The sequence below is a fragment of the Nocardia sp. NPDC058518 genome (assembly GCF_042719655.1).
Taxonomy (GTDB): domain Bacteria; phylum Actinomycetota; class Actinomycetes; order Mycobacteriales; family Mycobacteriaceae; genus Nocardia.
The window spans coordinates 1-14409 of record NZ_JBHXNJ010000036.1; the positions used below are offsets into that span (position 1 = coordinate 1).

The 14409-nt window shown below is 66.8% G+C and carries 15 protein-coding genes and 1 tRNA gene; 5 read left to right on the forward strand and 11 right to left on the reverse strand.

Going from position 1 to position 14409, the window contains the following annotated elements; translation table 11 throughout:
* Positions 1-111: 111 nt before the first annotated feature.
* Both ACFWPX_RS35150 and ACFWPX_RS35155 read right to left on the reverse strand, forming a co-directional pair.
* On the reverse strand, positions 112-1746 hold the full coding sequence (locus ACFWPX_RS35150; protein WP_378932859.1) for a long-chain fatty acid--CoA ligase: 1635 nt from the start codon (positions 1744-1746) through the stop codon (positions 112-114).
* Between the two features lie 110 nt (positions 1747-1856).
* A complete protein-coding gene (locus ACFWPX_RS35155; protein ID WP_378915775.1) occupies positions 1857-2237 on the reverse strand; it encodes an ArsR/SmtB family transcription factor in 381 nt (126 codons plus the stop codon).
* A gap of 52 nt (positions 2238-2289) precedes the next feature.
* On the opposite strand from ACFWPX_RS35155, the gene ACFWPX_RS35160 reads away from it, so the two are divergent.
* From ACFWPX_RS35160 to ACFWPX_RS35170, 3 genes are all read left to right on the forward strand, one after another.
* Positions 2290-3429 (forward strand): acyl-CoA dehydrogenase family protein, encoded by a 1140-nt coding sequence (locus tag ACFWPX_RS35160; RefSeq protein WP_378932863.1) that lies wholly within the window; start codon positions 2290-2292, stop codon positions 3427-3429.
* 247 nt (positions 3430-3676) lie between these two features.
* On the forward strand, positions 3677-4456 hold the full coding sequence (locus tag ACFWPX_RS35165; RefSeq protein ID WP_378932866.1) for a DUF1542 domain-containing protein: 780 nt from the start codon (positions 3677-3679) through the stop codon (positions 4454-4456).
* Between the two features lie 74 nt (positions 4457-4530).
* Positions 4531-4606 (forward strand) — tRNA-Arg (locus ACFWPX_RS35170).
* 7 nt (positions 4607-4613) lie between these two features.
* Here ACFWPX_RS35170 and ACFWPX_RS35175 read toward each other — a convergent pair.
* The 5 genes from ACFWPX_RS35175 to ACFWPX_RS35195 all read right to left on the reverse strand — a co-directional run bounded on the left by ACFWPX_RS35175 (position 4614) and on the right by ACFWPX_RS35195 (position 10076).
* On the reverse strand, positions 4614-5501 hold the full coding sequence (locus tag ACFWPX_RS35175) for an exodeoxyribonuclease III (RefSeq protein ID WP_378932870.1): 888 nt from the start codon (positions 5499-5501) through the stop codon (positions 4614-4616).
* A gap of 183 nt (positions 5502-5684) precedes the next feature.
* Entirely contained in the window at positions 5685-8066 is a 2382-nt protein-coding gene (locus tag ACFWPX_RS35180; RefSeq protein WP_378932873.1) for an ATP-binding protein, read from the reverse strand.
* 192 nt (positions 8067-8258) lie between these two features.
* Entirely contained in the window at positions 8259-8648 is a 390-nt protein-coding gene (locus tag ACFWPX_RS35185; protein WP_378932876.1) for a neutral/alkaline non-lysosomal ceramidase C-terminal domain-containing protein, read from the reverse strand.
* A gap of 68 nt (positions 8649-8716) precedes the next feature.
* Entirely contained in the window at positions 8717-9145 is a 429-nt protein-coding gene (locus ACFWPX_RS35190) for a hypothetical protein (RefSeq protein ID WP_378932879.1), read from the reverse strand.
* A 31-nt stretch (positions 9146-9176) separates the two neighbouring features.
* Entirely contained in the window at positions 9177-10076 is a 900-nt protein-coding gene (locus tag ACFWPX_RS35195; RefSeq protein ID WP_378932882.1) for a sigma-70 family RNA polymerase sigma factor, read from the reverse strand.
* 276 nt (positions 10077-10352) lie between these two features.
* On the opposite strand from ACFWPX_RS35195, the gene ACFWPX_RS35200 reads away from it, so the two are divergent.
* A complete protein-coding gene (locus tag ACFWPX_RS35200) occupies positions 10353-10859 on the forward strand; it encodes a nuclear transport factor 2 family protein (RefSeq protein ID WP_378932887.1) in 507 nt (168 codons plus the stop codon).
* Here ACFWPX_RS35200 and ACFWPX_RS35205 read toward each other — a convergent pair.
* Positions 10847-12109 carry a serine hydrolase domain-containing protein gene (locus ACFWPX_RS35205; protein ID WP_378932890.1) on the reverse strand — a complete coding sequence of 421 codons (1263 nt, stop codon included), beginning with the start codon at positions 12107-12109 and terminating at the stop codon, positions 10847-10849. The genes ACFWPX_RS35200 and ACFWPX_RS35205 overlap by 13 nt on opposite strands.
* Before the next feature lie 145 nt (positions 12110-12254).
* Here ACFWPX_RS35205 and ACFWPX_RS35210 point away from each other — a divergent pair, with 145 nt between their 5' ends.
* Entirely contained in the window at positions 12255-12965 is a 711-nt protein-coding gene (locus tag ACFWPX_RS35210; RefSeq protein WP_378915755.1) for a helix-turn-helix domain-containing protein, read from the forward strand.
* Here the strand turns inward: ACFWPX_RS35210 and ACFWPX_RS35215 are convergent.
* From ACFWPX_RS35215 to ACFWPX_RS35225, 3 genes are all read right to left on the reverse strand, one after another.
* Entirely contained in the window at positions 12947-13522 is a 576-nt protein-coding gene (locus ACFWPX_RS35215) for a dihydrofolate reductase family protein (protein WP_378915753.1), read from the reverse strand. The genes ACFWPX_RS35210 and ACFWPX_RS35215 overlap by 19 nt on opposite strands.
* A gap of 226 nt (positions 13523-13748) precedes the next feature.
* Entirely contained in the window at positions 13749-14078 is a 330-nt protein-coding gene (locus tag ACFWPX_RS35220) for a hypothetical protein (protein ID WP_378932893.1), read from the reverse strand.
* Positions 14079-14218: 140 nt separating this feature from the next.
* The gene (locus ACFWPX_RS35225) at positions 14219-14386 is read right to left on the reverse strand and encodes a DUF4236 domain-containing protein (protein ID WP_084472559.1); all 168 of its coding nucleotides are present in this window, start codon (positions 14384-14386) and stop codon (positions 14219-14221) included.
* Positions 14387-14409 lie beyond the last annotated feature (23 nt).

Here is a 14409-nt window from a genome sequence, read left to right on the forward strand (position 1 = left end):
AAAACACCCCCCCCCGCCCCATTATAAAACCCCCGCCCCGCCGGGGGTTTATCGCCTAAACACAAAAAGCGGGGGCGTTGATTAGCAGCCCCCCCCCGCCTTTTTGCTGTCCTACACCGTGACGACGTCGAGCTCGCCCTCGGCGTACTGGGCGCGCAGGCGCTTCTTGTCGAACTTGCCGACGCTGGTCTTCGGGACCTCGGCGATGAAGGTCCAGCGCTCGGGCAGCTGCCACTTGGCGAACTTGTCGGCCAGGTAGTCGCGCAGCTCGGTGGCCTCGGCGGCGGCGCCTTCGGCCAGCACGATGGCGACCAGCGGGCGCTCGTCCCACTTCTCGTCGGGCACACCGATGACCGCGGCTTCGGCGACGGCCGGGTGGCCCATCACCGAGTTCTCCAGGTCCACCGAGGAGATCCACTCGCCACCGGACTTGATGACGTCCTTGGAGCGGTCGACCAGGGTGAGGTAGCCGTTGGGGCTGATCTTGCCGACATCGCCGGTGCGCAGCCAGCCGTCGTCGAACTTGTCCGGGTCGATCTCCGCGCCGGAGGGCGAGTAGTAGGAGCCGGTGATCCACGCGCCGCGGACCTCGAGCTCGCCGAGCGACTCACCGTCGTTCGGGACGACCTTGCCGTCGTCGCCGACCAGCCGGGCCTCGACGTTGGCCGGGAAACGACCCTGGGTGTAGCGGTACTCCCAGGCCTCGTCAGCACTGACGCCGGCGGGCGCGTGCGCGACGCTGCCCAGCGGGGAGGTCTCGGTCATGCCCCACGCGTGCAGGATGCGCACGCCGTGCTTCTCCTCGAACGCGCGCATCATCGCGGGCGGCACCGCGGAACCACCGACGACAGCGGTGCGCAGGTGCGAGATGTCCTGCGGTGCGGCGGAAAGCGCGGCCAGCACGCCACCCCAGATGGTGGGCACCGCGGCGGCGAAGGTCGGCTTCTCGGCGGCCATCATCTCCAGCAGCGGGGCGGGCTGCAGGAAGCGGTCCGGCATCAGGATGTTGGCGCCCGACATCAACGCCGCGTACGGCAGGCCCCACGCGTTGGCGTGGAACAGCGGCACGATCGCGAGCACATAGTCCGAGCCCTGGAAACCCATGCCGTTGGGCGAGTTCACCTGCATGGCGTGCAGCCAGTTGGAGCGGTGCGAGTAGACGACGCCCTTGGGGTCGCCGGTGGTGCCGGAGGTGTAACACATCGCGGCGGCCGAACGCTCGTCGATGACCGGGAAGTCGAAGTCGGCGGACTGGGCGTCGAGCAGCTCGCGGTAGGAGTGCACGGTGACGCCCTCTGGCGCGGTGAGCGCGGCGGCATCGCCGTTGACGACGATCACATGCTTGACGGTCTTCAGATTCGGCAGGTACTGCGCGAACAGCGGCAGCAGCGTGCCGTCGACGAGCACGACCTTGTCCTCGGCATGGTTGGCGACGAAGACCAGCTGCTCGGGGAACAGGCGGATGTTGAGCGCGTGCAGCACCGAGCCCATCGCGGGCACCGCGATGTAGGCGACCATGTGCTCGTTGTTGTTCCACATGAAGGTGCCGACGCGGTCGCCCTCTTCGATGCCGAGCCCACGCAGCGCGTTGGCCAGGCGGGCGGAATCCGCACCCAGCTCGCGGTAGGTCATGGTACGAACACCGTCTCCGGTCCATGTGGACACAGTGGAATCGCCCTGGAAAGTCGCGGCATAGTTGAGCAGTTTGGCCAGTGATAGCTGGTCGTCCTGCATGGTGCTCAGCATCGGTGCTCCTTCAGTCCCTGCCGTGGCATGAGCCACGTCACAACGGATGCTACCGAAAGGTTTGAGGCTCGCAATCGTTTCCTCCGACAACATTCCTGCAGGTCGGCTGGTCATCGCGAACCAGGTGGCTCCGCATGCGGGGGCTGACCATCGGGACCTCTATGGTGCGATGGCACACCGGGACCGGCATGTTCGGCGTTGTGCACGGCGTCGACGACCAGGCTGCGGACGTGGTCGTTGTCGAGGCTGTAGAAGATGGTTGTCCCCTCGCGGCGGGTGCGCACGAGCCGGGCCATGCGCAGTTTCGCCAGGTGCTGGGACACCGAGGGACCCGGCTTGCCGACCCGGCTCGCCAGTTCGTTCACCGAGAGTTCCCGATCGGCCAGCGCCCAGAGGACCTGGACCCTGGTCGGGTCGGCCAGCATCCGGAACACCTCGACCACCAGCCCCACCTGATCTTCCGCGAGGGGTGAATGAGCATCTGCATTCATGCGCAGATAATAGATCCACGGCGGCGGGTGGGCCCGAAGTACTGTGACGAGCATGGCTGTTGACCGGATGCTGCCCACCGACGAGGCGCGCGAACTGATCGAACTGACCCGCGACATCGCCGACAAGGTGCTGGAGCCGCGCGTCGCCGAGAGCGAGAAGACCGGCGTCTTCCCCGACGGCGTCTTCCCCGCACTCGGTGCGGCCGGGCTGCTCAGCCTGCCGTACCCGGAGGAATTCGGCGGCGGTGCGCAGCCGTACGAGGTGTACCTGCAGGTGCTCGAGGAAATCGCGAGCCGCTGGGCCGCCGTCGCCGTCGCGGTGAGCGTGCACGGCCTGTCCTGCCACCCACTGTTCACCTACGGCACCGACGAACAGAAGCAGCAGTGGCTCGAGCGCATGCTGTCGGGCGAAACCATCGGCGCCTACAGCCTTTCCGAGGCGCACGCCGGTTCCGATGCGGCCGCCCTGCGCTGCCGCGCCACCCCCGTCGACGGCGGCTACAACCTCAACGGCACCAAGGCCTGGATCACCAACGGCGGCCGCGCCGACTTCTACACCCTGTTCGCCCGCACCGGCGAGGGTTCGCGCGGCATCTCCTGTTTCCTGGTCCCCGCCGATACCGAGGGCCTGAGCTTCGGCAAGCCCGAGGAGAAGATGGGCCTGCGCGGCATCCCCACCACCACCGCCGCCTACGACGACGCGTTCCTGCCCACCGAGCGGCGCATCGGCGAAGAGGGACAAGGACTTTCGATCGCCTTCAGCGCACTCGACGCGGGCCGGCTCGGCATCGCCGCCGTCGCCACCGGTGTCGCCCAGCGCGCACTCGACGAAGCGGTCGCCTACGCCAAGGAACGAGAGGCCTTCGGCCGCAAGATCATCGACCACCAGGGCCTCGGCTTCGTCCTCGCCGACATGGCCGCCGCCGTCGACACCGCCCGCGCCACCTACCTCGACGCCGCCCGCCGCCGCGACGCGGGCCTGTCGTATTCGCGCCAGGCCTCGGTCGCCAAACTTGTCGCCACCGACGCGGCCATGAAGGTGACCACCGATGCGGTCCAGGTCTTCGGCGGCTACGGCTACACCCAGGACTTCCCCGTCGAGCGCTACATGCGCGAAGCGAAGGTCATGCAGATCTTCGAAGGAACCAACCAGATCCAGCGCCTGGTAATCGCCCGCCACCTCGCCGGATAGCTCTGCCATTTGGAGCGCTGGCGCGCTCGAGCGGGGCCCTTCGGGCCCTGATCTTCCCTCCCTCCGGGCACTCCTTCGTCGCACCCTCCACTCAGTCCAGATCAGGGCGGGCCCCTTTCGGGAAGAACACATCAGGATCACCGAGTGAGCAAATCAGCAACGCGCTGATCATCGAGGGTTGATGCGTTTGGGCAACCGTTCAGTAAACTGGACAGCATCTCGAGACCTCGACGAAATGAGGCACGTGATGCTGTGGTGGCTGGTTGTGATCGTGATCGTGTGCGTAGGTGCTCTGCTGTACCTGCGCGCCGAACAGAACAAGCGCAACGCGCGCGAACTCGAGGAGGCGCAGGCCGACGCGAGGGCGTCGATCGAGCGGCTTGGCGGGCAGGTCTACCAGCTGACCCCGCGCAACGAGGCCGCCCGGCAGGCGTTGGCCGACGCTTCCGAACGGTACAACGCCGCGGGCGGCCAGATCGACCGCGCGAGCTCGCCTGTCCACGCCCGGCTGGCCAAGCAGTCCGCCCTGGAAGGCCTCTACTACATCCGCGCCGCCCGCACCGCGATGGACATGGACCCCGGCCCCCCGATCCCGGCCATCGACGGCCAAGACATCGCCGGCCAGGTTGACGAGAAGCGCACCATCGCCCACAACGGCCGCCCCATCACCGCATCACCCTCCCCCTCCGCAGGCACCCCGAACTACTTCCCCGGCGGTCGCGTGGCAGGTCGCCCCGTCCCCGCCGGGTGGTATTCCGAGCCGTGGTGGAAGCCCGCGCTGATCGCCGGAGCCTGGGGCGCCGGGTCGGCATTGCTGTTCACGACGCTGTTCGCCGGAATGGGCGGAGTCGGCTACGACGCGCAGGCTTTCGAGGACGGCACCGGCGAAGCGGCCATCGACCAGGACCCCGGCTACGACCAGGGCGGATACGACCCCGGCAACCCCGATACCGGTTACGACAGCAACGACGGTTTCGACAGCGGCAGCGGTTTCGACAGCGGCGGCGGCGGTTTCGACGCCTTCTGATCTCCACCCAACGGGCCTACGCCACCGAACCCACCCCCACGCTATACTCAGCTCGGCCAGCCGAATCTGGCCACGCCTTCGTAGCTCAGGGGATAGAGCAACCCTCTCCTAAAGGGTAGGTCGCAGGTTCGAATCCTGCCGAGGGCACCAGAACTTCTCAGTCAGGCATCGCCGAGTAGGTCACCACGAGGGGCGCGTGATCGGAGAGCCGCTCGGCGGGTGACGGTTCCTTGTCGACGACGACAGCCGTCGCGAGGCGGGCGAGACCGGGCGTCGCGAGTTGGTGGTCCACTCGCCAACCCACATCCTTGGCGAACGATCGACCCGCCCAACTCCACCAGGTGAGCGGACCCGGGCGGTCGCCGTGCACCTGTCGCACCACGTCGACGAGTCGGCGCGTGCCGAGAACCGAACTGAACCACTCGCGGTCGGCAGGCAGGAAGCCGTCCATCGTGCGGGCGGAACGCCAGTTGGTGACATCGTGCCGGGTGTGCGCGATGTTCAGATCCCCGGTGAGGACGAACTCGCGTCCCGCACTCAGCGCAGCGAGCCGGTTCCGGTGCACTTCGCGGGCGAACGCCGCGAGGAACCTCTGCTTCCGTTCGTACTTGGCCCCACCGTCGGGCAGTTCGCGCATCGATCCCGGGCGCTGGAGATGCGCGGGCAGACCACCCTTGGGGAGATAAAGAGAGGCCACCGTCACCGGGCGGTCGGCCAGATCCACCTCGATATAGCGTCCCTGCGTGGCGAACTCACCGAGTCCGCGGGACCTGGGCGGGTGGGTCACCCACGTCCGCACGGCAGCGGCGGGAACCCTCGTCAGTACTGCCACGCCGTTACGACCGGCCACGGAACCGACGTCCACCGCCGCCGAGTAGCCCGGGAAGGTTCCCACATCGGCTGCGGGACAACGCAGCTCCTGCAACGCGACCACATCCGCCGACCTGGCCCGCAACCACTGATCGAATCCACGACGACGTGACGCGCGGATTCCGTTGACATTGAAAGTGGCGACAGTGAAAGAGTCAGCGACCGACGAACCCATGGCAACACTGTGCCGGAGCCCCATACCTCCCACCCGGGTAGCTCCGGTACGCGACCTGCAACCGGTCGTATTCCGCCCGAATCAGCACAGGCTATTCGTCGGTGCGCGACGACCCCGCCCCGGCGAGCAAGCGCTCTACGACCAGACGGTTCGCAGTTGGCGCACTCGCACAGCGTCGATCACCTACTCCGTCTTTGCGATCCAGGCCGCGACCTGAGCGCGGGAGGTGAATCCGAGTTTGGTGAGGATGTGCTCGACGTGGCCCGCGGCGGTGCGTTGGGAGATCACTAATTCGGCCGCGATCTGCTTGTTGGTAAGGCCTTGGGTGATGAGACCGGCGACCTGGCGTTCGCGCTTGGTCAACGCGACGCCCGGACCCCACGTGGGCTTGGTGTCGGTGGATTGTTCGCCGAGTCCGTAGGCGACTGCTTCGTCGATCGCCATCGCTCGACCCTTGGCGAGGGCCGCATCGAACCTGCGGGCGCCGAGGGCCGATCGCGTCAGCCGGACGCATTCGTCGTGATGCTGCGGCACTATCGGGACGATGCTCGCAACTTTGCCATGGGACTGGTCGAGTTCCTCGGCGGCTCCCATCAGTACGGCTGCGCGCTCGGCGTCACCGTCGGCGTGCGCGGTCCAGGCCAACGCCTCGAGAGCCACTGCGGCGACGAGCGGGCTGCCCATGTTCCCGTTGACCCGCAGTGCCTGCTGGAGCAGCTCGTTTGCCCGGGACCGTTCGTCTTCCTGCCAGGCGGCAATTGCCAGGACGCACAACGCAGACGAACGAAAGAGTGTTTCGCCGCATGCTTCGGTAATGGAGAGCATCTGCTGGTAGCGCGCGGTCGCCCGTTGGGTATCACCGGCCACTACATACGCAAAACCCAGACCGGCCACAGCAGCGAGGCACACGAATCCGGGTCGATCCGAATCGAGCAGCTCGACGGCGCGTTCGAGGTGGGAGGTCGCGAGGGCGAGCTCACCGCTGTAGAGCGCCACGGCACCGTCGAGGTGGGCGATCCGCCCCTGCGTCGCCGGCGTGCGGTCCTGTTCGACGAGCACACGCGCCTCCTCGACGAGCGCGGTCGCCGCCGGCACATCACTTTGCATCACCGCCATCACGGCGCCGGCATGGAGCGCTGTGAATCGATCAGGGATGGGTTGTAGGGCGGGGTGGTTCCGGAGAAGCCGGTCGATGAAGCGGCGGCCTTCGCCGTACAGGCCCCGGAAAACCCAGAACCCCAGCAGTCCGGCGGCGGTGCGCAGCCCGGTCGTGACCGCCTGCTCGGTGTCTTCGGCCAGGCAGTATTCCAGCGCACTACGTAGGTTGGGTTGTTCCCGGTCGAGCCGGGCCGTCCAGTAGGTCTGCCGGTCGCTGACCCACTCGTTGTCCGCGGCCAGTGCCATCTGCTCGTACCAGTCGCGGTGTCGCCGACACATCTGCGCGTATTCGCCGATTTCCTGCAGCTTCTGCCGACCGTATTCCCGCACCGTCTCGAGCATCCGAAACCGCACCACGCCATCCGACTCGATCCGGATCAGGATCGACTTGTCCACCAGCGAGGAGAGCACATCCAGCGGATCCGCCGGAGCCAGATCGGCACCGCATATCTGTTCGGCGGCATCGAACTCGAAGCCACCGGCGAACACCGACAATCGAGCCCACAACCGCTGCTCGGCCGGGTCGCACAGCTGGTAGCTCCAGTCGATACACCACCGCAGCGTCTGCTGCCGCATCGGCGCACTCCGGCTGGCACGGGTCAGCAGCCCGTACCGATCATCGAGCCGCGCCAGGATCTGCTCCGGCGACAACGTGCGCATCCGCGCCGCCGCCAGCTCGATCGCCAACGGCAGTCCATCCAACCGCGCGCAGATCCGAGCCACGGTTGCCCTGGTCGCCTCCGAGAGGTCAAGACCGGGCACCACCGCGGACGCGCGGTCGGCGAACAAGGTCACCGCGTCGTAGCGCGGCTGTGCCCGTCTCGACGGCGCCCGATCCGGATCCGGCACCAGTAGCGGCGGCACCGGCACCACCGTCTCGCCGGCGATATCCAGCGGTTCGCGACTGGTGGCCAGAATCCGCAGGTCCTGACAGGCAGACAACCAGGTCGCCACCAGTCGCGCCACCGCCTCAACCAACTGCTCGCAATTGTCCAACACCAGCAGCGACTTCCGCGCGGACAGAAACTCCACCACCACCTCCGGCAACGGCCGCGCCGGATCGTCCCGCAAACCCAGAGCGGCCGCCGCCACCTCGACCAGCAGCGCGGGATCGGACACATCCGCCAGCTCGACCAACCACACCCCGTCGCCGAACGCGCGGCCCGCAGTGGACGCGGCCCGCAGTGCCAACCGGGTCTTGCCCACCCCGCCGATCCCGGTCAACGTCACCAACCGCGCCGTCGACAGCAAGTTCTTCATCTCGGCCAACTCGGTGCGACGGCCGACGAAACTGGTCAACTCCGGCGGTAGATGGCCGGTACTCGGTGCAGGTGTCGACGTCACCGACCCCACCCCGACGCGGCGGGTTGGCGGTCGCACCGGCCGGAACTGTTCGTCCGCGCTCATCAGCTGCCACCATCCACTGGCATCCCAGCACCGAGTAACACCGTTGAATCCTCGCTGATACCCAGCGTATCCCCGCCGAACCTCGGTGACGCGTTGGTCGGCGTCGGCTTCCGCGTCGCCCAGAACAGGCCGGGACCCGGGCGCGTCCACCACTGCACACGGCTCCGCTGAACACCACGAGTTCGGGACCGTTCAGTAGTGATACCTGGCCTGCACGACCGTCACGCCGGGTCCGGTGAATCCGCTGACCTTGCCGCCGATCGCCTTCGAGTCACCCCGATAGGTGATCCGGTACGTGCCGGTCGGGGCGTCACCGGGCACGTCCCAGGTGATCCGCACGCCGGTGACCGGGCCGACGTTGTCGAAGAAGATCTTGGTCGACCAGTCGCTGTCGTCGGCCACCCGCGTCCAGGAACCACCGTCACGGCGATCCACCGTGAGGTAGGTGTCGTAGCGGCGCAGGTTGTTGTTCGGGTTGGCGCCGGAGAAGCCGGCCACCGCCTGCGCGCCCCGCGCCACAGTCGCGGCCACCGGGGCGGTGAGCTGGCCGAAGAATGTTCCGGGAGCGGGCAGGTCGATCACCGGCAGGCCCAGCGGTGAGGCCGGGATGACGCGACGAGGACACCGCGAATGACTTTGCGTCCGATGGTCTAAGGGAGCGGCAGGCAGGAGCTTCCGGTATTGACACCCCGCCCGCCGACCTCGACCGTCACATACTGCGCGGAGGTGACCTGCCCTGGCTTGAACTGCTGGGCAAAGACATTTTGGCGACCGGTGTACACAGGCGTCCATTCGAAGGTCGCGGTGCCGTTCTCCGGGTGGTAGACGGCGACCCCGAGCCGCTCACCGTTCCCCGGAACCTGACCGCCGCTGATGCCGATGGTCACCTCACCGGCCTCGGAAACCGGCGCGTCGACATCGACGGTCACCGTATAGGCGCACCCGGTACGCAGCCCTTCGGCCGGCTGTTCCACATGCACCGCGGTGACCGCGGCGGTCGCGTTCGGCGCGGCCACGATCATGGTCGGCACGGCACCGAGCATCACGGCAAGGCCGAATCGGCGAGTACGGACGTTCATTGGGCTTCCCCTCGTTCGACTACCGCGAAGCCTAGGGAGCGGCCGAGTTCACCCGGGTCAGTTTGGCGGGGTTGGTGACCGAGTAGACCCCGATGACGGTGTCGTCGGGGGCGATATCGAGGACGACGACCGCCAACGGGGCATCACCGTCGAAGATCACCGCGCACGGATCGCCGCTGACCGTCCGCCAACCCACCCGGTAACCATCGAGACCGGCCGCGGCGACGGACATGAAAACTGCGGCGACAGCGGTTCTCCCGTGGACCGGTTGCAAGGAGGTGGCGACGCCGACACCGCCGCTGTCGGTCCAGAGGGTGACCTCCGGCGCCAGGACCGCGAGTAGTTTTTCGAGGTCGCCACCCATCGCGGCCTCGACGAACCGTTCGGTCACCTCCCGGCGGATCCGCGGGTCCACCTGGGTGCGTGGTCTGCGCGCCTGCACGTGGGCTCTGGCGCGATGGGCGATCTGGCGAACCGCGACGGGTGAGCGGTCGACCATGTCGGCGATCTCGGTGTGCGGGTAGGCGAAGACCTCGTTGAGCACGAACACCGCGCGTTCGAGCGGGGTCAGCGACTCCAGGACCACCAGCATCGCCATCGACGACGATTCGGTCCGCACCACGCTCGCCTCGCCGTCGGCAAAGGGCTCGCTGTCGAGCAGTGGCTCCGGAAGCCATTGCCCTACATAGTCTTCGCGGCGCCGGGCCAGCGCGGACCGCCGGGCGAGCGCCTGGTTCACCGCCATCCGGGTGAGGTAGGCGCGGATGTTGTCGATCGCGGCGCCACGAGCGCGGGCCTGCCATGCCAACCACACCTCTTGCAGGACATCCTCGGTGTCGGCGACGCTGCCGAGCATGTTGTAGACCACCGAGAACAGGAGCTCGCGGTAGCCGAGGAATGTCTCGGTCGCGTGGTCGATGTCATCGGTCATGGCAGTCCTCCGGTCGGGCGGGAGATGGTCTCTCTACACAGAGGGCGGCGGCGACGCCCAGCGTGACAAGCGCGCCAGATTCTGTGATCCATTCCACAAAACCACCGCTTAACATCACATTCGGCCCGCAGGGTGGTGCTCCGGACTACCCGCCCGAACCGCGGTGAACCTCCGCTCCGACAACCGTCCAGGGTAGGACGGTGCTTCCTGCTCTGGTCGGATGACGCAGCGCACACGCGAGAGAAGAATGATTCTCACTCCGGAGGGGGGCTCCCTGTGACAACAACGCAAACTCGCGTATCGCGCTCAGAGACGTTCACGGCCGCACTACAAGCCCATGACTTGGCAGGAATCAGCGGCACGCTGGCGCCTGGCGTGGTATTCCACAGCCCGGTGCTCGGGAAGCTGAAGTTCATCGGTCCAGCTGAAGCAGTGCGGGTGTTCGGCGCATTCTTCGACGGCATCACCGATGACGAGTACACGTCGGGCTTCGAGGGCGCACAAGGTGCACGAGTAGTCCAGGGCAGGGCGATGGCCAAACGCAGGCCTATCGATCTCATGATGCTGCTCGACTTCGATGAGCAGAACCTCTTCCGCGACATCAAGGTGTTCGTTCGCCCGCTCGCCGGACTCGGTGCGGTCGCAGCCATCATGGCGCCGCGCCTTGCCGCGCCAAAGGGAAACGTTGCGGTTGCCACGGCACGAGTCCTCGCTGCCCCCGTCAAGGGGGTTACCGGAATGGTGGACGTCGTCGCGCCCTGGCTGGTCAGTCACAGGAGCTGACTTACCCGTGCACTCCGCCACCGCCGAATCCCGCGACCTCGCCAGCGGCGCATAGACCCTCGACCACCGTCGCGTCCAGCCACCTGTTTACGCGAATTCTGCGGTTCGATCAATTCTTCGCAGAGCGCGTGGTCCACCAATTCGTTGACCGCACGCAATTGCGCGAACCCCTCACTGTGCGTGACGTCTTCACCGACCGCGAGGGTGGCGGACAGCGAGACGACGGCGCTGCGGCTTCCGTCGTCGGTCACGCCGGCGTTGGTGAGGAACCCCGTCTGGCCGCCGTTGTGCATCCAATAGGTGCCGCCGCAGGACAGCGGTACCGAGAACAGGCCGAGTCCGTAGCTAGCCCCCGGCCAGACCGTGCCGGTCACGCCGTCGACCGGCACGGTGGTGCGCATCTGTGCCAGTTCCTCGGGTCGTAGCAATGCGCCACCGAGGAGGCTTCGATAGAAGGTGCCCACATCGGCGGTTGTGGAGAGGTAGCCCACGGAGGCGTCGGCGTCCACCAATTCGGTGACATCGACCAGCGGCCCGTCGACCTCGAATTGCTGATAACCCCTCGCGTGCGGGGTGGGGAGTGTGGGCGTGGCGCCGGGCCAGTGGGTATCACGGAGATCGAGCGGTTCGAGGATGCGCGCGCGGACCTCGTCGTACCAGGGACGGTTGGCCACCTGCTCGATGATCATGCCCAACAGGACATAGCCGATATTGGAGTAGGACCACCCGGTACCCGGCGCGAAATCGGGTGCGTGCCGCATGGCCGACGCCAAGGTGTCCCGCGGATCACGCACCTGATAGCGCAGCCGGTAATAGTCTTCGGCGGTTGCCATTTCGGGCGGGCTTTCATGAATACCGCTGGTGTGCTGGAGCAGCTGGCGCACAGTGATCGCGGCACCGTCATTTCCGTTGCCGTGCACCGTATCCGGAACCCACTGTTGCACGGTGTCATCGAGCGCGAGACGCCCTTCACCGACCAGCATGAGGACCACGGTCGCGACCATCGTCTTGGTCAGACTCCCGATTCGGAAATGCCCTTGTGGTGAAACCTGCACCGGGGCAGCGATATCCGACGTCCCAGCCACCCCGAACCTATCGGCACCAGTGACATCCACAACCCTGGCCTGCACTCCGGTGGTGCCGAGTGCCGCGATCGCATCGACGTCGCGTTGCAGGGTGTCGGGCTCGGCGCCACAGCCGCTGACCATCAAGGACAGAGCCAACGCTACCGCCACCATCATGGATCGCATCGGGCGGCCCCTTTCGCATCAGCGCGAACCTACCCACGGCCCACGCCGCACGACATCCCCCGGCAGTACTGCCTCGCACTCCCCCGATTCGACGTACCACCTCACCCCTGGGTATCAGGTCGTGGCAGCGATTAGGATCGCAGCGGTGGGATTGGTGTTCGAGACCCGGCTGTCGGATTCGCCGTGGGTGGATTCGGTCTGGACCTGCCGGAGTGAGCAGGTCGCGGAAATGACCTCCGTGGCGACCGAGACCTGGGGATTGGTGTTCTGGGAGCAGCAGGGTGCGCACTACGCGGCGGTCACCGGGCCCGAGATTCGCACCGGCACCGCGCCCGTTCCCGAGGAAGCGGACTTCGTCGGCATCCAGTTCGCGGTCGGCACATCGTTACGTGCGGTCACCGCGTCGACCCTGGTCGACAGCGGGATCGTCCTGCCCGATGTGACCGATCGAGGTTTCTGGCTGGACGGCGCCCGCTGGGAGAGCCCGCGCGCCGACGATGCGGAAGCGCTGGTCGAACGGCTTATCAACCAGGGCGTGGTGGTCCGCGACGCCATGGTCGCCGACACGCTGCGTGGCATGCCGCCCGCGATCACCGAGCGCACCCTCGAACGTCGCTTCCGGGCGGCGACCGGCCTCACCCAGGGCGCGGTACGCCAGATCGAGCGCGCGCGCACCGCGGCGGTGCTGCTGAGCACGGGTGAGGCGCCGGGCGATGTCGTCGACAAGCTCGGCTACTACGACGAGCCCCACCTCGCCCGCGCGCTGCGCCGGTTCGTCGGACGGACGGCGCGGCAGCTGCGCGAGGGCGGCAGCGGTGTGATCGCGCTGGATCTCACTCAGCGCACGACGTCGTAGACAAGCTTGGCGACGCCGTTGGAGTAGGTCGCCGAATCACGCAGGCGCAGTTGCTGCTTGGGTCGATCGGCCCGGCCGAACAGGCTCTTGCCCGCACCGAGCAGCACCGGGAACACGAGCAGGTTGTATCGATCGATCAGGCCCGCGTCCGAAAGCCGCTCTGCCAGTTCGGCACTGCCGTGAATGTAGATCGGGCCACCATCGGTCTGCTTCAGCTTTTCGATGTCCTCGGTCGAGCGCAGGATGGTGATCTCGCCCCATCCCTCGATCAGCGCGTCATCGGTAAGCGACGAGGAGACAACGTATTTGGGCAACTCCTTGTAGGCGGCGTGATCCTCGGAATCGCGCCAGATCGGGGCGAACGCCTCGTAGCTGCGACGGCCGAACATCAGCGCGGTGGTGTCGGCGAGTTCCTCACCCTTGAGCGAAAACGCCTCCGGCACGAACTCGGTCTCCATCACCCACCCACCACTGCGATGCCCCTCGACCTTCCCACCGGGCGAATCGACCACACCATCGAGCGACATGAATCCCGTGTAAACCAGTTCGCGTGCCATCACATTCCTCCTGAGTAGAGCGTCGTCAACTGCCTGCGGTCAGCCTAGGGAACACTCCCCAACCTTGTCTTGGACGAAACCGACAAGCACGTTCGACGCACGATCCTGCCCGGCCAATCGACGGGCGCCGACCTAATCCTTCACCTCGGCCCGGCGGATCAAGTACCGGCAGATCGACGCCGCGCCCTTTCGGCAGATCGACGGGAGACTCTTCGGACGCGAGTAGTCAGCCGTCGACGTCCGCAGCCGTTGCGTGCTTTGCGTGGATAGCGCTGCGACGTGCGGCGATGCGGGCCGAACGGCGATCGCGGCTCTCGGCAGTGCGACGGGTGTTCGACGATTTGCGTTCGCGGATCGGCTCCGCGGCCTCCGCTCGATCGCCTCCCCCGAACCGATCACGAACCCGGTTTACCGCGGCGGCGACCACGTCCCAGAGGAACGCTGCGACGACGAGCAGGATCAAACCCGCACCCGCGATCGCGAACACAGGCCCGAACGCACTCTCGATCAAAAACTTCCACACAGAAACCAGTACCCCCAACGCAAGTGCGGCCATGCCGCGCAGATCACAACTGGCGAATGCTACAGCCGCTGCTGCCCAACCGCGACCGTTCGTACCAGAGCAACGCGACCATCGGGGGGAGCGACGGCGATCGGTCTGGCGTTGGCTCGGTGAAGGTCACCGGCCGGGCCGGATCAGCGTTGACGCCAGCTCAGGGGGCCGGGGAGGTCGACGCTGTTCTTTCGGGTGCGGGAGTTCCAGGACCATGGGCCGATCTTGATGCCCCAGGATGACAGGCCCGATTGGGTGAAGTTGAACTTCAGCGGTCCGAAGGATTTGCGCTGGCGGAACTTGATGGGCATGAGTGGCCTCCCTGATCGCCGCC